Origin of the sequence: Botryobacter ruber, from assembly GCF_003347595.2 — a bacterium.
GTDB lineage: Bacteria > Bacteroidota > Bacteroidia > Cytophagales > Hymenobacteraceae > Pontibacter > Pontibacter ruber_A.
In genome coordinates, this window is record NZ_QCZK02000022.1 from 26,736 (window position 1) to 52,025 (window position 25,290).

Below are 25,290 nucleotides of genomic sequence, written 5' to 3' on the forward strand. Positions count from 1 at the left end.
GGAGATATAGTACATTTGTTGAAAAATCTTCCTAAATTGATAGTAAAATGGTGGAGTACGGAATTTGCATGCTCAGCGTGGTGCCGATGCGCGCCCAAGCCTCTGACCGGGCTGAACAGGTAACGCAATTGCTGTTTGGCGAGTGTTACGAGGTGTTGCAGGCCCAGGGAAACTGGCTGCAGGTGGAGCTGGCATCGGACCACTACCGGGGCTGGATGGATATAAAGCAGCATACGCCGGTAGCGACGGAATATTACGAGCGCTGGTGCAACACCCGGCACCCCCGGGCGCTGGACCTGGTGCAGTTTATTGCCACACCCGATTCCCGTTACCCGGTCGGGATAGGCAGTTACCTGCCCTTTTATGACGGCACAAACCTGCATATCGATGGCAACCTGTACGGGTATGACGGGCAGGCATCCGGCGTAACAGGCACTGCAGACGGGGCAGCACTGGTGCAAGTGGCAGGCCTTTTCATAAAGGCGCCGTACCAGTGGGGCGGCAAGTCGGTTTTCGGGATCGACTGTTCCGGATTTGTGCAGCAGGTATTCGGCATGTGTGGCATACAATTGCCGCGCGATGCGTATCAGCAGGCCGAGGTAGGGGAGGAGGTGCATTTTGCTACCCAGACCCAGGCCGGCGACCTGGCTTTCTTCTCGAACGCCGAGGGGCGCATTGTGCATGTGGGGCTCCTGCTGGGGCAACAGCAGATCATGCATGCTCATGGCGAGGTCCGCATCGATACGTTGGACCACAACGGCATTTATAACAGCAGCCGCAAAAAGTACTCGCACCAGCTTCGGATTATAAAGCGTATTGTTTCATAACCAGCTTCGCCATGCCGGTGTGCTGTCGGAGTGGCAAAAAAAGCAGCTATAGCCATGAGAGAAAAAGTACTTATTCTGAACCAGGATTACAGTGCTATCGCGGTATGCACTGTGCAGAAAGCCTTTGTGCTGGTGTACCTGGATAAAGCGGAACTTGTGTCTAAAGCAAATGGCTCCCTGTTGCACACTGTCAGCAAAGCGTATCCTGTTCCTTCGGTTATCAGGCTGCAGCGCTACGTGCGGGTGCCGTACTACGGCATTTCCATGAGCCGCCACAACGTGCTGCGCCGCGACAACTTCACCTGCCAGTACTGCGGCACCGGCAAAAACCTCACCCTCGACCACGTGATGCCCCGCTCCCGTGGCGGCGAAACCAGCTGGTACAACCTGGTGGCAGCCTGCATGCGCTGCAACACCCGCAAAGGCGACCGAACCCCCGAAGAAGCCGGCCTCAAACTCCTCCGGAAACCCCGGCGCCCCTCGCTCCACTCGTTCCTGCAACAGCACCTCAACGCCGATAACGAAGACTGGCAACTGTACCTGCATTAGTAGGGGTATCCTTTACGGGTACCCAATCGTTGATGATCACCCGTATTCAAGCATTTCAACAAGATTCATTTTTCGCACCTTCACGGGTACCCAATCGTTGATGAACACCCATCATTTAACTAAAATAAATTTCGCCTGCTGCATATAAAAAAAATGCTGCATGTAAGAATGGAACTTTCCACCTCCTCCATAACGATTGGGTACCCGTAAAGGGCACCCCTACAACTTCTAAAATCACGCCCGCCTGATAACAAATACCTTGTAACTAATAATTAAATACCAGGAAAATTTCTTATCTTTGCGCCTTCATTCGGGTGAATGGCGCTGCTGTAAAAAGCAGTGAATGTAAAACTAAACCAAACCGGCCTATTGCTCTACGCCGGTGGCTTCAACAGAGCAGCAGTACTATGAGTAATTCTCCAGATAATTTTGATTGGGACAAATTTGAATCCCAGGGTTTCGGCGGCGGCTACAGCAAAGCAGAGAAAGCCGAAATGGAAAAAATGTATGACGACACCCTGACTACCGTACAGGAGCAGGAGGTTGTTACCGGAACTGTTGTAGGTATCACCGACCGTGACGTGATCCTGAACATCGGTTTCAAATCTGATGGCCTGGTGCCGGTTTCAGAATTCAGGGACCTGCCTGACCTGAAAGTAGGCGACGAGGTTGAAGTATTTATCGAAGACCAGGAAGATCCGAACGGTCAGCTTATCTTGTCCCGCAAGAAAGCGAAAATCGTTAGCGCCTGGGCTAAGATCTACGATGCGCTTGAGAACGACAAAGTTCTGGAGGGTGTTGTTAAGCGTAGAACAAAAGGTGGTCTTATCATCGACATCCACGGTGTAGAAGCCTTCTTGCCAGGTTCACAAATCGACGTGAAGCCAATCCGCGACTTCGACGTGTTTGTAGGCAAGAAAATGGAAGTGAAAGTGGTGAAAATCAATGCCGCTTTCGACAACGTGGTTGTATCGCACAAAGTACTTATCGAGAAAGACCTCGAGCAGCAGCGTGCCGCCATCCTGAACAACCTCGAAAAAGGTCAGGTACTGGAAGGCGTTATCAAGAACATGACAAACTTCGGTGTGTTCATCGACCTTGGTGGCGTAGACGGCCTGTTGCACATTACAGATATTTCATGGGGACGTATCAACCACCCGGAAGAAGTATTGCAGCTTGACCAGAAAGTGAACGTGGTAGTGCTTGACTTCGACGACGACAAGAAGCGTATCTCCCTGGGTATGAAGCAGCTTACGCCGCACCCATGGGATGCCCTGCCTGCCGACATCGAAGTTGGTTCTAAAGTAAAAGGTAAGATTGTAAACGTGGCTGATTACGGTGCATTCCTGGAAATCATGCCTGGCGTTGAAGGTCTGATCCACGTTTCTGAAATGAGCTGGTCGCAGCACCTGCGCAACCCGCAGGACTTCATCAAGCAAGGCGACGAGGTAGAAGCAGTAGTGCTGACACTGGACCGCGATGAGCGTAAAATGTCGCTGGGCATTAAGCAGCTGACCGAAGATCCATGGACGAAGCAGGATGTACTGACGAAATACGCTGTAGGCACCAAGCACACAGGTATCGTTCGTAACCTGACAAACTTCGGCCTGTTCCTGGAACTGGAAGAAGGCGTTGACGGCCTGGTACACGTTTCTGACCTGAGCTGGACCAAAAAAATCAAGCATCCTTCTGAGTTCGTGAAAGTTGGCGACAACCTGGACGTAGTGGTGCTGGAGCTGGATGTTCCTAACAGAAGATTAGCCCTTGGCCATAAGCAACTGGAAGAAAACCCTTGGGATACGTTTGAGTCTGTATTCAACGTAGGTTCTGTACACAAAGCTACTGTACTGGAGAAATCTGACAGAGGCGCTGTACTGGAACTGCCTTACGGCATCGAAGGTTTTGCATTCCCGAAAGGACTTGCCAAAGAAGACGGTTCTACGGTAGAAGCCGGCGAAAGCTTAGACTTCAAAGTAGTGGAATTCTCTAAAGAAGACCGTAAAATCATTCTTTCGCATGCTGCCACTTACGGCGAAGCTGAAAATGCCCGTATAGCGAAAGCTACGAAGAAAGCCCAGCCGGCTGCCCCTGCTGCACAAAAAGAAGCCAAAGCGCCTAAAGTGCAGAAAGAAGCTGAGAAGTCTACACTGGGTGACCTGGATGCCCTCTCTGCCCTGAAAGAGCAGATGATGGAAAACGAGAAAGAAGCCGGTGTGAAGAAACTGGAAGCTGCTGCTGCTAAAAAAGCACAGGAGTCTGAAGGTGCTGAAGGCGAAGCTTCTGAAGAAGAAGATAAAGCTTAAGTTAAGCCGATTCTATAAGGAAAAGCCCCGGGTAAATCCGGGGCTTTTTTTGTGCGGTACCGCTTGCAACTTCATAAGCCGCAGCCACCGTAAGCGTTTTTTGTTGCTGTTTTGTTCTGCTGCACCTGTCACCAGAGCCACTGCTCCCCGGAAAAGGGGGGATATTTTCTACTTTGCGACCTCAGCACCATCTCCTGCCTTACCCCAGTAACCGGAACAGGAAGCCGTGTTTAGTTTTTCTGATGATGCGATATGAAAATTTTTATAAAATCGAAATTGGGTGAACTATTAAGGAGATTAATAAATTAATAAATCAGGCAAAGTCGATAAGCCGATAAAAACGACTGTCCGTACTGGTTTTCGTAATTAATTTTAGTGCAAAATGCTGTACAATCCTGTTTCTGGTTTGTTGTCCTGTTGCTGCTGCTAGTTAAAACTTAATTGTTCCGATGTTAGAAATATTGAATTTTGTTGCCCTGTCCGGAGTTTTCAATTTTTTCTTTTTCTGGTATGCTTCTACCAAAAAGAAAACAAAACCCGACCCTGTCAAATCACTGGTGCTTTCGTTCGTGTTTTCTATTCCGCTTAGTTTCCTGATTATCGGCATTTATACAACCATGCTGATTTATGCTTACCAGATGGGTTACAATGAAGAGGCCATGTGGGAACTGATGGAGCAGGAAGAGCTGCAGTAGCAGGAACTACTGATAAAGCATCGCCCCGGCATTGGTCAACGGGTCGGGGATAAGCACAAAAAAGCCTGCAGCTTTTCAGGTCTGCAGGCTTTCTGTGTTTATGGTAGCGTGCTATTTTCCTGTTGTAGTGCCGGTAGTTGTTCCAGTAGTAGTACCCATGGTTGTGCCAGTAGTTGTTCCAGTAGTTGTACCCATGGTCGTGCCGGTAGTGGTGCCCGTGGTAGTACCCATTCCGGTGCCATAGTACCTGTTGTACCTGGTGTTGTACTCGTCCGTTGTAATTTTATTGTCACGGTCGGTGTCCCAGGTGCTGAATACTCCTTCAGAATATTCCCGCTCATCCAGCTTCTTGTCGCTGTTTTTATCCCAGGTACTGAAGTTGTTATTTTTAGCTGCCCCGGTGCGGAATTCTTTTTTATCCAGCTTTTTGTCTTTATTCGTATCCCAGTCGGCCCAGTTCTGGTTTGTCATGCCGTAGTCTCTGGTAGCAGTACTCCATTCTTCTTCCTCCAGTATATCGTCATCATTCACATCCCAGGTACCGTAGTAGCTTTCGTAGTATTCATCTTCGTCAAGGAAGTTATCATCATTTGCATCCCATCCGCCAAAACGACCGCTTTCCGTAAACGACTGGTTAAAACGCTCGGTGTCCCAGTCAGTTTCCATCTCGGTTTCTTCTTCCATCATGGCTGTTTCGTCCATTGTGTCGGTTTCTTCAACTCTTTCTGTACCATCGCCACAGGCTACCAGGCCGGTTACCAGGAAAGTGCACAAACCAATGGTCAAATACTTTCTCATGTTTAATACCTTTTTTTTCATAGTTTTTTAGTTTTTGTTTGACATTGAAAAGTATACGTTTATACTTTTTTAAAGATTTAATGAACATTAAAAGCCGGGGCTGGTTTGCGCTGCAGCGTATCGGGGGATGTCATTTTTTATTGCTGCTCCTGCCACCACAGTCTCTGCTCCTGTTAGAATGCAAAAGAGAGGAAAGCCGAAACCTGCCTCTCTTTCTTATAATTCCAAAAAATATCCGGGTTAACGGCTTCCGGCACTGCTGCCCATATCCTGGCCGCCATCTTCCACACTGGTGCTTCCCTTGCGGCCTCCGGGTGGTGGCGTCGTCTGGGTGGGCTTAATGCCTCCCACTTTACCGGCACGTGCTTTTTCTTCGCTTACGTGCTGGCCTTTTACGGGGTGAATATTAGGAGCTTTGTTTCCTTCATTCATATTTTTGCCTTTGTTGCCGTTACCTGGCTGATCTTTTTTATCCTTGTTCATCGCTTAACTATTTTTAGTTTGTAAACTGATTTTTAATAACGCCTTCGGTCCTCATTCAGGTCATGCATTCTGTAGTACGAAGGGTTTCTGCCCTGGTGCCGCCTGTGCCTGATTTCCTGTTCATGGCGAACCTCGCCGGTTAAAGGGTTGTACCTTCTGTCATAATCCGGGTTTGAAACCCAGTCGCCATCATAGCCATAACTTAAGGAGCCGGCCATGTTGCCTGTGTTTTCACCTTCGATGTGCGGGTAATGGTCCGGACCGTAATCGTTGTAGAAATTGCTGCTGCCCCAGTTATCCCGGTGGTCCAGGTAATCTCTCCAGCCCGGAGTGTCCGGCTCCTCCCATTCTCCCCGGTATGCATTGCCATAGCGGTCTCCCGGGTATTCATTCCTGTACTGCCGGCCCTGGCTTGCGGTGTAAGGCCCGCCGGTGTCGCGCCTGTTTCTTTCGGCTGCAGGCGCTTGCCGCCGCTCGTCCGGATGCGATGCTCCCCCAAAACCATAGTAAGTAGATACGTTGCGGTGATCGCTGCTGATGTCGAAGCGGTAGGCGCCGCGGTAGGTATCCGGATCTTGTGGGGGCATATTTTCGTAACGCTGTTTTTCGTAGCGCTGACGGTCATAATCCAGGCGCCGTTGGTACCGGTTATCCAAGTCGTCGCGGCGGTTCCTGTTGTCCCAATTGTTTTCCATAGTTATATGTCTTTTAGTTAACTTTCTTGTTCACGAGAAGCTTGTTTATTCTCTTTTTAACGTGCATTCGCTTATGAGGTTTACTTTGCGGCGGTACCGCCCATTTCATCAGCGGCTATCTTAACACTACTGCTCCTACAACGTAGAAAAGGTATTTGTATAAACTTAATACCTTAATTAATCAGCTATGAGACGTAACAGAGATGATTTCCGAAACGAAAACGACCCGTACAGAAACCAGGAGCCGCAGTGGCTGCACGAGCAAAGGCATGGCCATTCTGACCGGGGCCACTATACCCTTGATTCACATTTTAACATGGGCTACGGCGAAGGCGCCGACAACAACTACGGCGACCAGCGCTCCTTTAATATGAATGCCGACCAGGGCTATATGTCTCCGCAAGGACGCTTCCAGCCGGGGGGCGCGCCCTACAGTGGCGAAGATTTTACCCGTAACCGGAACATCAGCCGCGACAATCCCTATGGCATGAGTTATACCCGGCACGACGGCTACAACTCCGGACGCCACTACGATGCCAGGGCCGATTACAGCAACCATGATTACGATAACCTGCGCCACAACAGGAGCCATGCTCCTTACAGCGGCATGGCCGACGAACGCTTCGGGCATGAAATTCACCGCGGCGACAGGAATGAGCCCTACATGGGCCATTCTTCCATTGGCGATTACGAATCGTACCGCCGTTATGAGATGGGCAACCGGGCTTATGACAACGACTATAGCGGTGGCTTTGCCGGCCGGAACCATACCGAAGGCAGAAGCCATTTTGGCGAAGACAGCTATTACAGCAACCTGGATATGTGGAACGACCAGAACAGAAGCCGCTTCGGCAGAAACACGAATAAACGAAAAACACGTTAAGCAAAACATTCACCTGGGCAGGGGCTGCAGCCTGGCGCTTGCAGCCCCTGCCTTTAAATTAACTTAACCGATAAGACTATGAGAAATACAAGCGATAAACAATACCCCAGGCGATATGGCCAGTACAGCCGGAACTACGACAGCAAGCACCACCGCAACCAGAATGAAATGGGACAGTGGCACCGCAACCGGGATGAATTTATCCGGGGAGATGCAGAGGGCTACGTGGAACCGCACTTCCGGAGCGAAGAGTATGACAGGAAGCCAACCGGCAACTATAGCCGGGAAGACTATTACAACGCCATGTACGACATCTCGAACTACGACACCATTCCGCGCGAAGAGAATTACGGCGTTGTAGCCGGCGGCAGAGAAGGCTATGGCGATAAGATCAGGCATTTTCCGTTGGAAGGTGATCCGTACCGGGAAGAGCGAAGCCACCTGAGGTACAGCATGGGCTACAACCCGAACTACGACAACCCCGAAGAAGGCGATGCTTACCGAAACTTCGACAGCCGCGGCAACCACGGCTACCGCCACGATTCCTCCTACGGCAACAGCAACGAGTTCCGGGACTTTAGCAATGACAGGTACGGCGAGTCTTACGACCGAAGCGCCCGTGGTTACCAGGATCGGGAGGATTTCCGTTAACCGGAGCCTATTGCCTGAATCAGGAGCAACAGGATAAGACATATTAAACCACAATATCGTCTGTCATCCTGCTCCTGATTCAGGCAATTTTTTCTGCACCCACTGCCACCATATCCTCTGCTGCACATTCTCCTTAGCTTTCGGTTTCAGTTTTTGATCCTCTTTTTAAAAAAAGTGGGAACAAACATTGCATCTTACAAAACTATGACGTATGTTTACGACATACTTTAAAACAGCATGACATTTACCAAAGCAACCGAATTTGATGCAACGCAGCAGGAGATAGCCCGGCTGGCCAAAGTGCTGTCGCATCCGGCACGGGTCGCGATTTTGCAGCACCTGGCCAAAACGCAAAGCTGCATCTCGGGCGACATAGCCCAGGAACTGCCCTTAAGCCGGACCACCGTGTCGCAGCATCTGCAAGAGCTGAAAGCCGCAGGTCTGATAAAAGGAGAGATTGACGGCCTGACCGTCTGCTATTGCATCGATACCGAGCAGTTTGGCAAGGCGAAGGCATTGCTCGAAACTTTTTTCTCCGGCATATCATTCGCCTGCAACTGTGATTGTTAAATATAACTTTAAACTATTAACAAAATAAAACTATGAACACTACCTTATTTCCTCGTATGCATGTGAGTCTGTATGTGGCAGATATTACTGCAACAGCCTCATTTTACACAGCCTTTTTCGGACAGGAGCCGCAGAAAGTAAAGCCGGGCTACGCCAAGTTTGTGCTGGAGCGCCCGTCGCTCATTATTTCGTTTGTGGAGAACAAAGAGCGGGTACAGCAGCATTTCGGCCATCTGGGTTTCCAGGTAGAGACGCTGGAAGAGCTGAATGCCTATCTTAAAAAGGCCAAAGAAAACGGGCTCGAAATCCGGGAAGAAATGGGCACCAACTGCTGCTACGCCTACCAGGACAAGTTTTGGGTAAACGATCCGGATGGGGTGCAGTGGGAGGTATACTACTTCCACGACGATGCCGAATTCAACGATCCGCATTACCAGACACAGGAAGCCGGCGCCTGCTGCATGCCGGAAGCGGTAGAAAAACCAACAGTACAACTCACCGACATCAGCTTTGTAGCCCAGGAAGACGCCTGCTGCACACCCGGCAGCGGTTGCTGTTGATTTTAACCTGACACGGAACAGATAACATGAAGATTGCTTTTTTCAGCGATATACACGCTAACCTGCCGGCACTGGAGCAAGTGCTGGCAGACATTGAACAGCAGCAGCCCGACATGCTCTTTTGCCTGGGCGACCTGGTGGGGTATAACATCTGGCCCAACGAGGTAGTGGAAACCATCCGGCAACACCGCATTCCCACGCTGGCCGGCAACTACGACGAAGGCGTTGGCCTGAACAGCAACGATTGCGGTTGTGCCTATAAATCGGATGAAGATAAAGCCCGTGGCGATAAGTCTATTGCCTTTACCAACGAGCTTATCACCGCCGAAAACCGGGCTTACCTGCGCATGCTGCCCAAACAAATGCGGCTGACTTTTAGCTCGGAACAGGAAAAACTAAACTTGCTGATGGTGCACGGTAGTCCGCGCAAAATTAACGAATACCTCTTTGAGGACAGACCTGAGAAAAGCCTCCTGCGCCTGATGGAAGAAGCTGCAGCAGACATTATGCTGTTCGGGCACACCCATAAGCCCTACCACCGCCTGCTGCCTTACGAGGCAGAGGGGCAAACCAGGTACAGGCATGCCATTAACCTGGGCTCTGTAGGAAAACCAAAAGACGGCGACCCCCGTGCCTGTTACGTGCTCCTGACGCTGAACGATGATGCCACCGTTACCAGTCCGGATAGCATACAGGTTGAATTTGTGCGGGTGCCCTATGATATAGAAAAGGCAGCCCGGGCAGTAGAAGAAAGTGAACTGCCCAATCCGTTTGCAGAGATGCTGCGACTGGCTTATTAGAACATTTTAGCATCAACAGAACAAACATGCGCCCCTGCAACCCAACTGTAAACCGGAAACGCCTGTCGTTCCTGGACAGTTACCTGACGCTCTGGATTTTTGTAGCCATGGCAATCGGAGTCGGAATCGGCTATTTGCTGCCGGGTACCGAGAAATTCATCAACTCTTTCCAGGCGGGAACCACCAACCTGCCCATCGCCATCGGCCTGATCCTGATGATGTATCCGCCCCTGGCAAAAGTAAAGTACGAGCAGCTCGGCAAAGTTTTCCGGGATCTGAAAGTGCTTACGGTGTCGCTGGTGCTGAACTGGATAATTGGGCCGGTGCTGATGTTCCTGCTCGCCATCCTCTTCCTGCGCGACCACCCGGAGTATATGGTAGGCCTGATCATGATCGGCCTGGCCCGCTGTATTGCCATGGTCATTGCCTGGAACGAACTGGCAGAGGGCGACAGGGAATATGCAGCCGGTCTGGTGGCTTTTAACAGCATTTTCCAGGTGCTGTTCTACAGCGTGTTTGCCTGGCTGTTCATCACGGTGCTGCCGCCTTACTTTGGCGTTGACAGTTCTGTAATCGACATTAGTATGGGTGACATTGCCGAAAGTGTGCTGCTGTACCTGGGCGTGCCCTTTGCGGCAGGTTTCCTGTCGCGTTTGTTCCTGCGCAAAGCAAAGGGGGAGGAGTGGTACCAGCAGAAGTTCCTTCCCGCCATCAGCCCAGTTACACTTGTCGCGTTGCTCTTTACCATTGTGGTGATGTTCAGCCTGAAAGGGAACATGATGGTGCAGATACCTTTCGATGTGCTGCTGATCGCGCTGCCGCTCGTTATTTACTTTGCGGTGATGTTTATGGTGAGTTTTGTAGCAGGCAAAGTGATGGGCGCCGACTATTCGCAGAACGCCGCTATTTCTTTTACAGCGGCCGGAAACAACTTCGAACTGGCCATTGCCGTGGCGATCGGGGTATTCGGGCTGGAGTCGGGGCAGGCATTTGCAGGCGTGGTGGGGCCGCTCGTGGAAGTGCCGGCACTGATCCTGCTGGTAAACGTGGCCTTCTGGCTGCGGCGCAGGTTTTATCCTTCCGAAGAGAAAGTAGTAGGTTAAGAACGCCTGGTTAACGCGCCGAAGACTCAAACGCAGCTACTTTTTTGTAGAGCTTGCCTCTGTCGGCTTCGGAAGAAAGGAAAAGGGCTGTGCGGGAGCGGTTTGGTTGAGCAGATAACTCTGCGATAAGATCGGGTATGCCATCGCGGTCTATGTCGCCGGCCCAGTGCAGGACGTAGACGGAACCCGCCAGTTGCTCGTCCTGCGCCAGTACCTGTTCCAGCCTTTTGCCCTTCCTGGTACCTGAAACTTTCCAGCCATAGTTGCTGTAGGCATAGGCGCTGCTATCAACCTGCATGCTGTCGCCAAAGGCCTGTATATGGTACTGCCTGTTTTTAAACGAGAGCACAATTTCTTCGCCGGGCCGGATGATGTTTTTCGCAAATGCAGCCGTGTCTATGGTGGCGGCTTTGTAGCCAGGTAAGCCGGTAATAAACAACATGACGTTTGGCTCGTGTCCCGTTACTTCTCTGCCCGAGATTACTTTTTGGCCTGTGGCAGCCGCTGTCCGGGCATCAGCGACGGGGTCAAAAGCAGGTTTTACATCCAGGGTGGTCGGGCGAAGTTCGTAGCTGCCTTGCATGTCGAACAGCCCCAGCCACTGTTTCTTTTCCGCCCCCTGCCAAATCTCCTCTTTATGAAACACGCCCTCCAGCAGAATCTTTATTTTTGCAGCCGGTTCAGGCGTAAGCCCTGTCGTATCTACCGCATAGCTTTGCAAAGCAACCGAGTCCGGGATAATGTTTTCTGTTGCTGCCTCCTTTTCTTCTGCAGCAGAATCCATGGTTTCGGTGAGTAGCTCATGATCGGTAACGGGTTGCTCCGGGGTATCGGGCGCGGTATTGCAGCCAGGCAGGTAACAGAGCAGTAGCAGGAACAGGCAAAGTAAACGCAGGTTAGGCATAGGCGTGGCTAATTCGGACAGAGCAGGTCTGGTACTGAAATATCAAAATAAAAGCCAGACGTGCACTACATCTGGCTTTTACGCAGGATAATTATAATAGCTTACTAATGCGGTCTTTTAACGAAGCAGAGGCTTCTACGAGTGGCAGGCGGACAACTGCAGAACAAACCCCCAGCTGCTCCAGCACCGCTTTTACCCCAACCGGGTTACTTTCTTCGTACATCAGCGGGTTAATGTCCACAAAATCGTAGAGCAGCCGCGAAGCTTCCGCAAAATTGCAGTCAAGGCCAAACTGGATCATTTTGCTGAACCTTTCAGGGAAAGCGTTGGCCAGTACCGAAATCACTCCCGTAGCTCCAAACGACATCATGGGCAGGGTCAGGATATCGTCGCCGCTGATGAGCAGGAAGTCGGCAGGTTTGCGTTTGGCAATCTGCATGCATTGCTCCATGTTGCCCGATGCTTCTTTAATGCCAATGATATTATCATGGGCAGACAGCCGGAGCGTGGTGTCGGCGGTGATGTTGCTGCCGGTGCGACCGGGTACATTGTAGAGCAGCACCGGAACCGGCGATGCATCGGCTACATGCAGGTAGTGCTGGTATATCCCCTGTTGCGATGGCCTGTTGTAGTAGGGACTTACCGAAAGCAGGGCCGAAATACCCTCCAGGTTGGTGGCAGCAATGGTTTCGGTTACATGATAGGTGTGGTTCCCACCGATGCCGTACACCAGCGGCACACGGCCCTGTACATGTTTTTTAATAAAGTCTAAAATTTCTGCTTTTTCGGCAGAAGTCGTTGTAACAGATTCGGCAGTCGTGCCATTGATTACCAGGTAATTAACTCCCCCTTTTATTACAAAATCAAGAAGCTTTCGCAGCCCGTCGTAGTCTACTGCAAAATCCTTTGTAAAAGGTGTTACCAGGGCAACACCGGTACCTCTTAAAATATCTTGTATCATATCAAAACGCTACATCAGGACATGTGCCCTGCAAAGCTGCAAGATTATCTTTTTTTACCTTAAAAAAAACAGCTAATTACTAAATGGTTAAATTGTTGTTTGCCTTACCTGCTCAGCAGCGGCTGTGGTGGGGGGTACAGCAGTTTTTCAGCCCCCATTTTTTAGCCCTAAACCCTTCTGCACCAGCCACCACAGCCGCTGCTCCTGCCTGAACCGTTGATGGTAGGATGAAATGATGTTTGTGATTTTGACCGTTGATGGTAATGATGAAATGATTTTTGTGATTTTATGTTTGTCTGAACCTTTGATTTACGGTGATTAAAATGATTCCTATGATTTTTTATTTGTCTGAACCAGGATTTACAGAATTTTAGAATTTTCAGGATTAGATTTGTTTGATCACGATTAAGAAGGTTTAAGAAATAACAGGATGGAATTTGTCTGTGGTTCGTACAGGAGACGCGAGCACCGCGTCTCTACAGATCATGATACCCAACCTTTCTACCTCTCTGTAACAGGGTTGAAGATGTTCAACCCCTACAAAATTCCAACCTCTCTACCTCCTAAACTTTCTACCTTTCTAACTTTCTAACTCCCAAACTTTCTAACTCCCAAACTCCCAACCTCACTGAATATTATTCTCCTCCACCCACTTCAGGAACTGGTCTTTGTAGACTTCGCCTATCGGGATTTCCTTGTTGCCGATGCGGATGCGGCTTTTTTCGATGCTGTCTATTTTCTGGAGCGCCACGATAAAGGAACGGTGCACACGCAGGAACTTGGATGGGGGCAGTTTTTCCATCATTTTGTTCATCGAGAGCAGCGTGATGATCTTCTGATCTTTTGTCTGGATGATCACATAATCCTTCAGGCCCTCCACCCACATGATGTCTTTAAAATCGACCCGGATGGTTTTGTAGTCTGCTTTTACGAACATGAACTCCTGCTCCGGAGCCGCCTGCTGCACCCGTACAGGGGTTTCGGGCACCTGCTTTACATGGTTATGCTGCAGCCGTTCCTGTGCCTTGTTCACGGCTTTAAAAAAGCGGTCGAAGGGGATGGGCTTGAGCAGGTAATCGACGGCATCCTGGTTAAAACCCTCCAGGGCGTAGTTGGGGTAAGCCGTCGTGAAAATGATGAGGGGCGGGTGCCGCAGGATGTTCAGCAGCTGAATACCCGTGAGCTCCGGCATTTCGATATCCAGGAACATGAGGTCTATCTGTTCTTCCTGCAGCACCTGCATGGCTTCGGTGGCACTGGAACAGGTTTTTACCAGTGTCAGGAAAGGCAGCTTTTTGGTGTAGCTTTCCAGTATATCGAGGGCAAGTGGTTCATCGTCAACGGCTAGGCAGCGGATCGTCATCGTTTCAGGATTTAGGTTGGAAGTATAGTTTAAGCGTGGCGTAAAAAATACCTTCTTTTTCTTCAAAGGTAAGTTCGTGGCGGTTCGGGTACAGCATCTTCAGGCGTTGTTTCAGGTTTTCCAGTCCGATGCCGCCGAACCCTTTTTTCTTGTGCGAACTGGTGTTGTTGATGGTGCTGAAGGTCAGGCTCTTGTCGTTCACCACCAGGTTGATGGATATTCCGACCTCGTTTTTGCTGACCAGGCCATGCTTAAAGGCATTTTCCACCAGCGTCATCATCATCATGGGGGCAATTATTTTTCCGGTCATGTCGCCCTGAATGTCGAATTTGATGCTGGCCTGTTCCCGCAGGCGCAGCTTCTGCAGGTCGATGAAGTTATGGATGTGCTCCACCTCTTTCTGCAGGCTTACCAGCGTATCGTTGCTTTCGTAAAGCATGTAGCGCATCAGCAGCGAAAGCTTCATGATGGCATCGGGCGTTTCGGGCGACTGCTTGTAAGCCAGCGAGTAAATATTGTTGAGCGTGTTAAACAGGAAGTGCGGGTTCACCTGCGACTTGAGGTAAGCCAGTTCCGCCGTCAGCTTTTGTTTCTCCAGTTCCTTGTTGCGGCTTTCGTTCCGGATATAGTTGCCGGTTACTTTCAGGGCGGAGCTGATGAATACATTGATCAGGCCGCCCAACAGGTACTGCAGCAGCAACTCCGATGAGTAAACGCTTTGCATGTTGGGGTTAAAGTCGCCGAACACGAAGTAATCGAGCGGCGGCCGGATGAGGGAGATAAACAGCAGCGTGGCCAGCATGTAGCCAATGTACTGCAGTATCCGGTTGCGGGCCAGGAATTTAGGTATCAGCACATACCAGTTTACATAAAAGATGATGATGTTGAACAACAGCCCGATCATCACATCGAGCCCCCTGAAAAAAGTAAGATTGCCGCTGCTGTGGAGGTAGTAAAAGAAAAACGCAGCCACCACCAGCCAGCACAGCACATGGAAAGCGATGTGGTAGCGCTTCTTCAGGGGGATGACAGGCAGTGCAAACGACAAGGTGCTCAAGACAGGTTAAGTGTTCAGGTAAAACAGGTAAAAAGCTTTGCTTTAATCAAAGATAAGCAAAGTACTGCATTTAAGAAACAGCTGTTCCGGTGCTCTCTACAAACAGGCTTTTTCTGGCGATAAAGCACTGGTATGGCCATACAAACCCTGTTTTTGGTTCGTGATGCACCTCCCGGAAGTGCACTGCTGCTGCCACCACACCCTTTGCTGCTGCTGGAAAATAACTTACCTCTGATTTGTCGGATTTAGGGTTTGAAAAACAAGGGTGATGGGGATGAAATAAAGCTTTTTCTGCAGGAGCCTGTGTTGTTTTGTAAGGGAGTTTGGGAAAAAAATGAGAAATTTGTAAAAAGTGTCGTAAATTTCAGGCACGAATAATTATAACAGGTTCAGTTGCTTTCCGCTGAAAACCGTATAAGGAATAACGATAGAGTTTGTTGTTTTATTAAGATAGAGTAGTTTAGAGCCAGCTGTTTTACAGACTGGCTCTTTTGATGTATATTATTGGATCATCTGCAGAAACTCATCTTCTGACAGAATCGCAATGCCAAGTTTATTGGCTTTTTCGAGTTTGGCAGGACCCATTTTATCGCCGGCTACCAGGAAGTTCAGCTTTCCGGAGATGGAACTGACCACTTTTCCGCCATGCAGCACGATCAGGCGCTGCAGCTCTTCGCGGCTCATGGTCTGGAAGACACCGGAAATCACAAAGGTTTTGCCTCCCAGTTTGTCGCTTTCCACCACGGGCGCCGTCACTTCGGACTTCAACTTCAGACCTGCAGCCTTTAACCGCTGTATCAGCTCCAGGTGCTCCGGGTTGCTGAAATAGTCGCGGATGGACTGGGCGATGCGCGTGCCGATTTCGTTTACGGCTACCAGTTCTTCATACAGCGCCCCCTGCAGCGCCTCGATATCGGTAAACTGCTCGGCCAGTTTACGGGCTACGGTGCTGCCCACATAGCGAATGCCCAGCCCGAACAACACCCGCTCGTAGGGCGCTTCTTTCGATTTTTCCAGCCCGGCCAGTATGTTGTTCGCCGATTTTTCGCCCATGCGCTCCAGCGTAAGCAGCTGCTCGAAGGTCAGGTCGTAGAGGTCGGCAACATCTTTTACCAGTCCCAGGCGGTAGAGCTGCTCGATGGTTTCGGGGCCAAGCCCTTCGATGTTCATGGCCTTGCGCGAGATAAAATGCTCCAGTTTTGCCTGGATCTGAGGCGCGCAGCCTTTCTCGTTGGGGCAGTAATAATTGGCTTCGCCTTCGGCACGTACCAGTTCGGTGCCGCAGGCGGGGCAATGGGTGGGGTAGAGGATCGGTTCGCTGTCGGCAGGACGTTTCTCAAAATTGACGCTTGTAATCTTCGGGATAATTTCTCCGCCTTTTTCTACCAGCACCGTGTCGCCGAGGCGCAGGTCCAGGCGCTTTATTTCGTTGGCATTGTGTACGGAAGCACGCTTCACCACCGTACCGGCCAGCAAAACAGGTTGCAGCAAGGCCACGGGTGTAACAGCGCCCGTACGGCCCACCTGGTACTGGATGCCCTGCAACTTTGTAGTGGCACTTTCGGCAGGATATTTATAGGCAATTGCCCAGCGCGGACTCTTGGCCGTAAAGCCCAGCTCGTCCTGCAGCGCGAAGCTGTTTACTTTTACCACTACGCCATCGGTGGCGATGGGCAGCTCAAACCGCCGCTTTTCCCACTCATGAATATAAGCCAGTACCTCGTCTATGTTGCCGCACAGGCGCCAGGTGTCAGAAACTTTAAAGCCCCATTGCTTAATGGCTTCCAGGCTTTGGGCGTGGGTTTCGAAAGGGTTCGGGGTGCTGTAAAAACCATACGAAAAACAGCCCAGCCTGCGGCTGGCCACAATCGAAGAGTCCTGTTGTTTCAGGGTGCCTGATGCGGCATTGCGCGGATTGGCCAGCAGCTGCTCGCCTTCCTCTTCGCGCTCCTGATTTAGCTGCTCAAACACCGCCAGCGGCAGAAACACTTCGCCCCGCACCTCGAATGTGGCAGGAAAATCTTTGCCATGTACCTGCAGCGGCACATCGCGGATGGTGCGCACGTTGGCCGTAATGTCGTCGCCGCGGGTGCCGTCGCCGCGGGTGGCGCCCTGCACAAAGCAGCCGTTTTCGTAGGTAAGGCTGATGGCTACGCCGTCGAACTTCTGCTCGCACACGTACTCCACTTCGCCGCCGATGGCTTTCCGGATGCGGTTATCGAACTCGCGCAGGTCTTCTTCGGAATAGGTGTTGCCCAGCGAGAGCATGGGGTACTTGTGTTGAACTGTTTTAAAGTTTTTGGTGATGGTGCCGCCCACGCGCAGGGTTGGAGAATTGGGCTGCCTTAACTCCGGGTATTGCTCTTCCAGGGCCTGGAGCCGCTCCAGCATCTTATCAAACTCAAAGTCAGATACATCCGAAATGCTGTTCTGGTAGTACTGGAAGTTCAGGTAATTCAAGCGTTCTGTCAGCTCTTGTATTTCTGCTAATGGGTCTTTTTCTGAGGCCATGGGTAGTAGTTTTTCCGTTGTAAAAATATCAAAAATAGCGCGTGGTATCAAAGCCGCGGGCAGCGGGGCTGTGGTGAATTTTGCTAAAAAACAGAAAGGCTGCCTTTTACAGACAGCCTCTTTTTTGCAGGGAGTACCCCGGCAAAACTTATTCTTCTTTGATGATGACGCCGTCTGCCACAAAGCGCAGTTCCTCGGCGGGGGTGGTAATGGCGTTTATTTCGGCCTCCGACTTGCCGGCATCCTGGGCGTAATGGCGTCGTGCCTCCGCCGAAATCATTTTCTTTTTGGCGGTGCCTTTAAACACAACGGTTCTGCCGCTCAGGTCTTCGACCGGAACAAAGAAACCGTAATCTTTAAAAGTAACTTTCATGGTGGTGCTGTCGTCGAGTTTTACATCCATCCAGCAGCCTTTGGCCTGGCAACTTTCTACGATCTCGGCCTGCACAACCGCCTGCACCGAGTCCTGTTCCTCTACTTTCGCCTGCAGTTCCGAAGCCGAAATAACATCTTCTGCTTCGAAGGCTGCGCCGTACGAAGTGCCTGTAACATCAGAAGTAGCAGCTGTTTCGGTAGCGGTTTCGTTTGCTGTTTCGGGTTGGTTGCAGCTTTGCAGCGCTGCGACGGTTAGTAGTATCCAGAATGCCTTTTTCATGTGCGGACGGTGGTTGATCAGTATATCAAATGTAGCAAAATAGCCGTTGTTGTGTTGAATTTATTTATTCAAAGCTAAGTCAAAGGAGCAGTGGCTCTGGTGGCAGGAGCTGCAGTATTTTTTTGTTTCAGAAAGCTGGTTTTTTGTTCTGCACCCACAGCCACCATTGCCACTGCTCCTGTAAAAAGATACATTCTATGGGTAGTTTATATTAAATAAGTACAATCCTGAGTTACATGTTCCGGTTTGGTAGCTACGGTTTCAGGGGTACCCAGTGGGCGTTGCGGATGGTGAAAATAAGCCTGCCGGTCAGCACCGGGAGGTATTTGGCCGGCACCGTAACCTCGTAATCGGGCAGCAGCAGGTCGAAAGTGGTGCTGAAAAGTACCCAGCGTGCATCCGGCGTAAAGGTAACCGGGATGGTCATCTCGATTGGTACTCCCTGGAAGTAAATAATGGCTGCCCGTTTGCCGGCCTGCGGAGCTGCGCTTCCGGCACGTATGTTCTGGTCCGGGGCGTCAATCTCTATAAGAACTTCTGGATATTTTGCCGTAAAAAATATATCTTGAGGTATAACTAGCGGACTGAAATTGTTAGCAGGTAAAAGGGTAGTTACATCCAGGATACACTCCATCTTTTTGGTTTTCTCGTTGTAGCGTACCAGCAGTTGGTTGGAGGAATATTCGTACATGCCCGATGTACTCTCTATTGCGAGCAGCATGGTGTTTCCGCTTGTGAAAGAGGCCTGGGTCTGGGCATTCGTTTTCAGGTACAGGCACAGCAGCAGAAAACAACATACGGTAAAAATCCTAATCATGAGTTGCGTCTGTTTTGTTCTGCTTTTACTAACGCGAATCCTGAAATTACGGCTGTAATTTAAGCCTGAAACGTTCATCAAAGCTCCTTTGAGTGGTGTTGGAAGCCAGTTTGACAGCAGAACAGGGCTTTAAAAATTTAATAGAATAAATAGAAAACTATCAGAACGCACATTAGGTATAAATAAATAAATCGGAAAAAGTTTTTCATTAAAATAGCTGGTCAGGCCGGCCAGGAGGTTCCAATGGATCAGGAGAGAAAAAATAAAGTACATTTCAAGCAACTATCAGCATTCAGGCAAATCGATAAAATGCACCCTGTCCGGATGTTGCTCTACCTGAGTATGCTCGGGATAGGGATCTTGTTTTTTATTCTTGTCGTTGCTTTTTTCAGGACGGGTGGCTTTCACCTGGAAAGTTTTCAGATGCCCAAGCTCTTCAGCGTCAGTACGCTGCTTTTGCTTTTCAGCAGCTTTACCCTGAACCGGGTGCCCCGCTTTTACCGGAAGGACAAACTGAAAAAGATGGCCCGTTACCTGGGCTTCACGCTGGCATTTGGGGTTTCGTTTGTCATAGCGCAGTTTATTGGCTGGAACGAGATCTCGGCTTCGGGCGTGAGTTTTACCGGCAAGGCCTCCGGCACCTACCTGTACCTGATTACGGCCCTGCACATTGTACACCTGCTGGGCGGTTTGATTTTTCTCTCGTACCTGTTCTTCAAAACCCTGCATGTAAATGCTGACGGCGTCAGAAGCCTCATTTTTATCCGTGATCCGTATCGTATCCTGCAACTCACCATGCTGAACAGCTACTGGAATTTTATGGGCTTTCTGTGGCTCGGGCTTTACCTCGTTTTCCTGTTCCTGGTTTAAACCGGCTTAATGTACAATGGTTACGGTGCCTTTAAAAACAGTGGTGGAATAATCAATCAGGTAATAATAGGCGCCTGCATTTACATTCCTGCCATCCCATCGGAATTTGCTGTCGGTGCTGCTGTATACTTCTTTTCCCCAGCGGTTGTAAACGGTTATCCGTTCAAAAGTACCTTTGCAGGTGGTTTGGGGGAGTGTGGGCATTTCAAAATAGTCATTCAGCCCGTCGCCATTCGGCGTGAAAATGTTGGCCGGGATAAAATTTTGGGTATCCGGTACTTTTATCCTGAACTCCAGCGTCAGTTTCTGATCGGGAGAGGGAACACAGGCTGTTTCCTGCAGCACGAAATCAACGCGAACCACACCCTGTTCTGCAGCCTCGCAATTTGCTACCCAGCTAAACAAGCCTTCGGCATTTCCTGCGCCGCCCGTTGCTTCGAATTTCATGCCGTAACTTTTCAGGTTAAACCCCTGGCCGGCTGCTGCCAGCAGCAACTGGTGCAGGTCAATTTCATCCTTGCCAAATATTTTTGCTTCAAAGGCCTCGTGCAGGTCCAGTTCAAACACCAGTTCCTGCTGGTCGGTGGAGATAACCGGGGGCGTGTTTGGGAAGGCAACATTGAATTCCAGGGTCAGTTTCTGGTCGGCAGACGGTACACAGGCTGATTCTTTGAGCAAAAAATCGACGCGTATGGTTCCCTGTTGGGCAGCTGCGCAGTTTGCCACCCATTTAAAAGTGCCTTCAGCACTTCCTGCGCCACCTGTTGCCTCGAAGGTCATACCATAGTCGGCGAGGTTAAAGCCCTGTCCGGCAGCTGCAAGTAGCAGCTCGTGCAGGTCGATGTCGTTTCCAAACACCCTGGCTTCGAAAGGCTGATCGATGGCCAGGTCGAAACGCAGCACCTGCTGGTCGGTGGAAATAACCGGCGCGTTGTTGGTATACAAGGTGCGAATATCTACTACTTCGGTTGTGGTTTTGGTTTTGCCGCAGACTTCGGAGGTAACGGTAAATTCTATTTTATAGGAACTATTCTGAAGGGCCTGGCAGTCGATGGGCCATGAAAAGCTGGAGGTAAGCGGCCCGACGCCGGTTTTATTCTCAAACGTAATCTGCTGGCTGCCCAGTTCAAAACCCACTCCTCGGGCCGTAATGGAAATAATGTCGCCGTCAGTATCTGTTCCTATCACATTAAAATTGAGGACATCGCCTTCCTGCACCGAAAAAAGCCTGTCGGGTGTGGAGAGGGTGATGGCTGGTGGCGCATCGGGTACCGGTTCAATCATAAACCGCAGCCGAAGCGTATCCAGCTTTGGCTGGCTGCACCCGTTGTCGGTGGCGATCAGGTCCATTTCATAGATTCTACCTTCCGTATCAAAGCATTCGTCAAAACAAAGCGAGGCGGTAAGGGTGTCATTGGCGGTACCGGTATTGATGGTGCCGGAGGTAACGCCGCTGAGCGTAAAGTTATTATTGGAGAAATTTACCGGTCGTGTTTTAAGCGTTATCCGGGTAGAGGGGTCCGGATCGGTAAACTTGACTTCGATGCACCTTTCTCCGGTCGGGCTGATCTGCAGGACCTCTCCGGGGGCATAAAAGCCGGATTTTCCTTTCTCGAGTGCCTTTACAACCGGTTTCACGTTTGGCTTGCAGTCGCTCCTGACCATCAGCTGGAAATCGCGCCGCACTTCTCCGATTTTCTCACCGTTCCGGAATTCCTGGCATCGTATTCCAAATACAAACAAACCGGCACGCGATGGCCTGACCGTAAGCCTACCCGTGTTCGGATGTATGGTAAGGGAGGGGGAACCCATCACCTGGTTTGCCTGGCTGTATCCCGGAATCCAGCTAATTTGGGCATAAGGCGCCTTGGAAGGAGCCGGAGCAGGGTTTAACCTGGTGCTGGACCCGTTGAGGGGTGTTACCAGGTCGTACACCAGGGAGTCCCCGTTCGGGTCGGTTCCGCTGAAATCGTAATAAAAAAGTTCGTTTAAGCAGGCATAATCACTTAGTGGCGGAAACAGGATGGGAGAGGAGTTGCGAAATTCCTGCCCGTTTTTTACGACCGGTGGAAACTCCATGTAAAAGGCCTGTCCGGCGCCTCCCGGGTCGACAATGTTTGTGATGGTACCATTACGGCAACAGCGCTCCCACACAACGTAATAGCCTGCGGGGTGGTCGTACAAAGCGGGAGGAAGCAGCAGGTTGTCGTAATAGGTTAATTTAGAAGTACGAAGCACACCTGGTTTGGCACAGGCAATATCGGTATAAAGCACTTCCGCTTCAGTCTGAAGGGGCAGCACCCGTGTGGTAATATACGTGTTTGTGCCTTTCTCGTAAATACCTACCATAATTGTTTCGTCCCGTGCCCCCGGATCGCCGTGTACCAGGTCAAAGTACAGGTTAAGCGATAACCTGTATGTGTTTCCGGAAACATAGCGCAGCTCAAACTCTCCACCTACAATGTGCGTGGCAAGCGCCTGAAAAGCAAAAGACAGCAACAGGAGAAAGAGTAAACTAAATTTTTTCATATAAGTTGAACGCACAATACAACTGTTGGTTTATTAAATTGAGCCTAAAATAATGAAATTTGACAGCCAATAACAGAAATTAGTCGTTTTAAAATCCGGAAGGGCGAGCGGTTTAAATTTTATGATGGCTATGGGTAATTTAGAAAAAATAAGGTAATATTCAGCTAAAGTTGCAGCACCTAATTTCCTGGAATACGTAATCACAATTCTTTATCGGTATAAACACTGTTAAACAGAGGGAGTTATGGCAGACAGCCATTGTTACGGGGGCTGATGGTGGAAAGAAAACTGGTGTGACAAAACTCAACCATAATTTATTTTATACGTTATACGGCTTCAGTGCGATTTCTATAACCAGTACAGTAAACGACATGCCGTTTCCTGTTGTACGTAAGAACTGGCCTATTTATGTAAAGTTACCGGGGCTGAGCGTTTCATGAGCGCCTGCACAAGTACATATCTCTAATTTTACCTTTTATTGAACCATGCTTGTACAAGAACTTGAACTTAAGAAAAAGCTGTTGCAGGAGTGTGTCAGGGTACTGAATCTGCAAATAAAAGCTGCAAAAGATGCCATGGACGAGGCACAGGAAAGTGCGAACGAGCACCAGGGAGCCATCGAAGATAAATTTGAGTCGTTCCGGGAGGCCTGTCATATCCAGCGGGATATGTATGCCCGGCAACTCGACGAACTGATGACCACCATGGCCAACCTCCGGCGGATAAATGCCACCAAGCAGAATCATGAAGTAACCTTAGGTTCTGTTGTTTTGACAGAACTACAAAATTACTTTATCGGCGTAAGCCTTGGCGAGATAAAAGTGGAAGGAGATTCCTTCTATGCCATTTCGGGCATGTCGCCCATTTACAAAGCAATGGCCGGTAAAACAACAGGAGATACGTTTGTGTTCAGGGATAAAGCGTATAAAATTTTGCAGGTTTTTTAAGTAAAAAAAACTTGTTTTTCAAAAAAATATAACCTTTTTTTTAAATCAGGAGTTTATAGGATTGTAAAGGGTTATTAATAGCAAAGGTCAGCTTCATTAGCTGACCTTTGTTGTGTAGATAATTCTGCAGGCATTATTTAATTCTCGTCCAGTTTTGTGACCGTCCCAGCAGCGAAATTCCGATGTAACCTTTCACTTCCAGGCTGTCTTTGCCCGTCATTTTCAGGTAACTGGAATAGGTCTTACCGCTTTCAGGGTCGTAAATGGTGCCATCATCCCACTTGTTATTGCCCGAATATTCAAATCCTTGTAAGAAAATCAGGCCTTCCAGCGGCCGGTTGCGCAGTTTCTTGTCCGGGTTGTTATCGTCCATTTTTGGTTTACCGTTACGGTAAGGCTCTTTCAGTTTAACAATTTTGCCACAAAGCTTATCGCCGCATTTGTAAATTTCAAACCGGGCTTTGCCTTCCTCGTTTGTCCAGACGCCTATAGGAGAAAGAGACTGTGCCCCTGCACTTGCAGCAAACAACATGAGCAACACGAATATGATCAAATTCTTTTTCATGACATAGTTGTAGTATTATTCGATATCTAATTTAAGAAAAAAATATCAGATTCTAAAAGAAACGGTTTTGGTGGGTGGTACTCTTCCAAATTAAAGCAATTATCACAGGTGGTTCGTCTGCCGGAAGCGGTTGCGCACTTTATTTGTTTTTTACAAAAGCGCCTGCAGTGCCCGGGTGTTGTTGGTTTGATCGGCTTGTTAATCAGAAGGTTATGTGCATGGAGGATAATTCGGTTTCTTCAGAACCCATTACGGCGCGAAGAGCCCGGAAAAATATTCCGGAAATGATTGAAAAAAGGACTTGCAGATATGAACTAATATCCGTTAATTTAACTTAATAATACAGTAGCGAGTGCTACGGCTTTGACTAAAAAGAGCGCCTTGCGAGGTGGTCGGCTTATCAAAGTGCATGTTGGACTAATGAGAAAGGAGGTGCTATGTCTAATCCCGCACAAGTCTTAGTAAGCCCAGGTAATAGTATTCACGTAAAAGGTGAGTCGGCTTAGTAAGCAGTGTCTGCTGCTTATGCAGTAAATATTGCCTTTGGTCTTCGGATGGTACTCCTGAACAACAGGAGGCCGCTTAGTAAGATTAAGTAGGATTCATAAAAAGCCTGATGTACCCATGCGGTATGTCAGGCTTTTGTTTTTTGCTACAGATCGTCTTTGTAGATGGTGTTGTTGCGCATGCGCCGCTCCCGTATAAAGGTTCCGATGTAAAAAGCCACCGCTATAAAACAGCTTATCCCGATCAGGAGCAGCAGGGTGTTCTTCATGTTCCAGGAAAAGGTATCGGGGTCGATCCGGAGTATGGTGGTAATGCCCATGAGCAGTGTGAGAGCGGTAACCGTGTTCAGCACAAAGCTGTTGTGCTTGCGGAGGTGGTACGTGCAGGCCAGCAGCAGAACACCAAAGGCAGGGGCTATAAGTGCAGTGGGCGGGTTGGCTGCGTTTCCGAAATAACCTACCAGGCCTGCGATGATCAGGACGCAGGCGTTTACTGTGTTTACAATGTACGGATGTACCATAAGGCTTACAGGTTAAGGTTTAACCGATTTTTTAACGCTTACAGGTAAGCGCCAGGGCGAAGCTTTAGGTTATGTACGTGTAACAGCAAAAGTGTTTATATCATATGATGAAACTATAGCTCAAAAGCTATATGCTGCCGCTGCACACGGCTGCCTGTGTGGCAGTT

Annotated in this window: 25 protein-coding genes; 12 read left to right on the top strand and 13 right to left on the bottom strand. The window is 49.6% G+C overall.

Translation table 11 applies throughout. The features are described 5' to 3' along the window. The first annotated feature begins 47 nt into the window (after positions 1 to 47). The 4 genes from DCW36_RS04725 to DCW36_RS04740 all read left to right on the top strand — a co-directional run bounded on the left by DCW36_RS04725 (position 48) and on the right by DCW36_RS04740 (position 4,374). Positions 48 to 827, top strand: a complete 780-nt coding sequence (locus DCW36_RS04725; protein WP_240676051.1) for a C40 family peptidase — start codon at positions 48 to 50, stop codon at positions 825 to 827. A 54-nt stretch (positions 828 to 881) separates the two neighbouring features. Continuing rightward, positions 882 to 1,376 carry an HNH endonuclease gene (locus DCW36_RS04730; RefSeq protein ID WP_114782368.1) on the top strand — a complete coding sequence of 165 codons (495 nt, stop codon included), beginning with the start codon at positions 882 to 884 and terminating at the stop codon, positions 1,374 to 1,376. A gap of 407 nt (positions 1,377 to 1,783) precedes the next feature. Continuing rightward, positions 1,784 to 3,679 (top strand): 30S ribosomal protein S1, encoded by a 1,896-nt coding sequence (rpsA, locus tag DCW36_RS04735; protein ID WP_114782289.1) that lies wholly within the window; start codon positions 1,784 to 1,786, stop codon positions 3,677 to 3,679. 449 nt (positions 3,680 to 4,128) lie between these two features. After that, entirely contained in the window at positions 4,129 to 4,374 is a 246-nt protein-coding gene (locus DCW36_RS04740) for a hypothetical protein (protein ID WP_114782290.1), read from the top strand. Between the two features lie 111 nt (positions 4,375 to 4,485). On the opposite strand, the gene DCW36_RS22475 is transcribed toward DCW36_RS04740, so the two are convergent. From DCW36_RS22475 to DCW36_RS04750, 3 genes are all read right to left on the bottom strand, one after another. Beyond that, positions 4,486 to 5,172, bottom strand: a complete 687-nt coding sequence (locus tag DCW36_RS22475; protein WP_164891032.1) for an EF-hand domain-containing protein — start codon at positions 5,170 to 5,172, stop codon at positions 4,486 to 4,488. A gap of 240 nt (positions 5,173 to 5,412) precedes the next feature. Further along, positions 5,413 to 5,655 carry a hypothetical protein gene (locus DCW36_RS04745; RefSeq protein ID WP_114782291.1) on the bottom strand — a complete coding sequence of 81 codons (243 nt, stop codon included), beginning with the start codon at positions 5,653 to 5,655 and terminating at the stop codon, positions 5,413 to 5,415. Positions 5,656 to 5,687: 32 nt separating this feature from the next. Beyond that, positions 5,688 to 6,350 carry a hypothetical protein gene (locus tag DCW36_RS04750; protein WP_114782292.1) on the bottom strand — a complete coding sequence of 221 codons (663 nt, stop codon included), beginning with the start codon at positions 6,348 to 6,350 and terminating at the stop codon, positions 5,688 to 5,690. Between the two features lie 187 nt (positions 6,351 to 6,537). On the opposite strand from DCW36_RS04750, the gene DCW36_RS04755 reads away from it, so the two are divergent. The 6 genes from DCW36_RS04755 to arsB all read left to right on the top strand — a co-directional run bounded on the left by DCW36_RS04755 (position 6,538) and on the right by arsB (position 10,917). Continuing rightward, complete coding sequence (locus DCW36_RS04755; RefSeq protein ID WP_114782293.1) at positions 6,538 to 7,233, top strand: hypothetical protein; 696 nt, start codon at positions 6,538 to 6,540, stop codon at positions 7,231 to 7,233. Between the two features lie 78 nt (positions 7,234 to 7,311). Continuing rightward, positions 7,312 to 7,884 carry a hypothetical protein gene (locus DCW36_RS04760; protein ID WP_114782294.1) on the top strand — a complete coding sequence of 191 codons (573 nt, stop codon included), beginning with the start codon at positions 7,312 to 7,314 and terminating at the stop codon, positions 7,882 to 7,884. 237 nt (positions 7,885 to 8,121) lie between these two features. Then, positions 8,122 to 8,454: an ArsR/SmtB family transcription factor gene (locus DCW36_RS04765; RefSeq protein ID WP_114782295.1), complete on the top strand. Its 333-nt coding sequence runs from the start codon at positions 8,122 to 8,124 to the stop codon at positions 8,452 to 8,454. A gap of 32 nt (positions 8,455 to 8,486) precedes the next feature. After that, positions 8,487 to 9,014 carry an ArsI/CadI family heavy metal resistance metalloenzyme gene (locus tag DCW36_RS04770; RefSeq protein WP_114782296.1) on the top strand — a complete coding sequence of 176 codons (528 nt, stop codon included), beginning with the start codon at positions 8,487 to 8,489 and terminating at the stop codon, positions 9,012 to 9,014. Between the two features lie 26 nt (positions 9,015 to 9,040). Then, entirely contained in the window at positions 9,041 to 9,814 is a 774-nt protein-coding gene (locus DCW36_RS04775; RefSeq protein WP_114782297.1) for a metallophosphoesterase family protein, read from the top strand. 26 nt (positions 9,815 to 9,840) lie between these two features. Further along, a complete protein-coding gene (gene arsB, locus DCW36_RS04780; RefSeq protein ID WP_114782298.1) occupies positions 9,841 to 10,917 on the top strand; it encodes an ACR3 family arsenite efflux transporter in 1,077 nt (358 codons plus the stop codon). Positions 10,918 to 10,927: 10 nt separating this feature from the next. Here the strand turns inward: arsB and DCW36_RS04785 are convergent, their stop codons facing one another. The 7 genes from DCW36_RS04785 to DCW36_RS04815 form a co-directional block, all read right to left on the bottom strand. Then, on the bottom strand, positions 10,928 to 11,821 hold the full coding sequence (locus DCW36_RS04785; RefSeq protein ID WP_114782299.1) for a hypothetical protein: 894 nt from the start codon (positions 11,819 to 11,821) through the stop codon (positions 10,928 to 10,930). A gap of 91 nt (positions 11,822 to 11,912) precedes the next feature. Next, positions 11,913 to 12,782, bottom strand: a complete 870-nt coding sequence (gene dapA / locus DCW36_RS04790) for a 4-hydroxy-tetrahydrodipicolinate synthase (protein WP_114782300.1) — start codon at positions 12,780 to 12,782, stop codon at positions 11,913 to 11,915. A gap of 625 nt (positions 12,783 to 13,407) precedes the next feature. Continuing rightward, positions 13,408 to 14,145 carry a LytR/AlgR family response regulator transcription factor gene (locus DCW36_RS04795; RefSeq protein ID WP_114782301.1) on the bottom strand — a complete coding sequence of 246 codons (738 nt, stop codon included), beginning with the start codon at positions 14,143 to 14,145 and terminating at the stop codon, positions 13,408 to 13,410. Positions 14,146 to 14,149: 4 nt separating this feature from the next. Beyond that, positions 14,150 to 15,202, bottom strand: coding sequence for a sensor histidine kinase (locus tag DCW36_RS04800; protein WP_240676052.1), 1,053 nt, complete (start codon positions 15,200 to 15,202; stop codon positions 14,150 to 14,152). Between the two features lie 501 nt (positions 15,203 to 15,703). Next, complete coding sequence (ligA, locus tag DCW36_RS04805) at positions 15,704 to 17,713, bottom strand: NAD-dependent DNA ligase LigA (RefSeq protein ID WP_114782302.1); 2,010 nt, start codon at positions 17,711 to 17,713, stop codon at positions 15,704 to 15,706. Between the two features lie 148 nt (positions 17,714 to 17,861). Further along, on the bottom strand, positions 17,862 to 18,368 hold the full coding sequence (locus DCW36_RS04810; RefSeq protein ID WP_114782303.1) for a DUF4920 domain-containing protein: 507 nt from the start codon (positions 18,366 to 18,368) through the stop codon (positions 17,862 to 17,864). 253 nt (positions 18,369 to 18,621) lie between these two features. Continuing rightward, positions 18,622 to 19,185: a hypothetical protein gene (locus tag DCW36_RS04815; protein ID WP_114782304.1), complete on the bottom strand. Its 564-nt coding sequence runs from the start codon at positions 19,183 to 19,185 to the stop codon at positions 18,622 to 18,624. 423 nt (positions 19,186 to 19,608) lie between these two features. Between DCW36_RS04815 and DCW36_RS04820 the strand changes: the two genes are divergently transcribed. Next, complete coding sequence (locus tag DCW36_RS04820; protein WP_240676053.1) at positions 19,609 to 20,055, top strand: cytochrome c oxidase subunit 3; 447 nt, start codon at positions 19,609 to 19,611, stop codon at positions 20,053 to 20,055. A gap of 6 nt (positions 20,056 to 20,061) precedes the next feature. On the opposite strand, the gene DCW36_RS04825 is transcribed toward DCW36_RS04820, so the two are convergent. After that, positions 20,062 to 22,584 (bottom strand): T9SS type B sorting domain-containing protein, encoded by a 2,523-nt coding sequence (locus DCW36_RS04825; protein ID WP_114782306.1) that lies wholly within the window; start codon positions 22,582 to 22,584, stop codon positions 20,062 to 20,064. Between the two features lie 485 nt (positions 22,585 to 23,069). On the opposite strand from DCW36_RS04825, the gene DCW36_RS04830 reads away from it, so the two are divergent. Then, a complete protein-coding gene (locus DCW36_RS04830; RefSeq protein WP_114782307.1) occupies positions 23,070 to 23,531 on the top strand; it encodes a hypothetical protein in 462 nt (153 codons plus the stop codon). Positions 23,532 to 23,664: 133 nt separating this feature from the next. On the opposite strand, the gene DCW36_RS04835 is transcribed toward DCW36_RS04830, so the two are convergent. After that, positions 23,665 to 24,096, bottom strand: coding sequence for a DUF2147 domain-containing protein (locus tag DCW36_RS04835; protein WP_240676054.1), 432 nt, complete (start codon positions 24,094 to 24,096; stop codon positions 23,665 to 23,667). 652 nt (positions 24,097 to 24,748) lie between these two features. Then, positions 24,749 to 25,123 (bottom strand): hypothetical protein, encoded by a 375-nt coding sequence (locus DCW36_RS04840; protein WP_114782308.1) that lies wholly within the window; start codon positions 25,121 to 25,123, stop codon positions 24,749 to 24,751. Between the last annotated feature and the right edge of the window lie 167 nt (positions 25,124 to 25,290).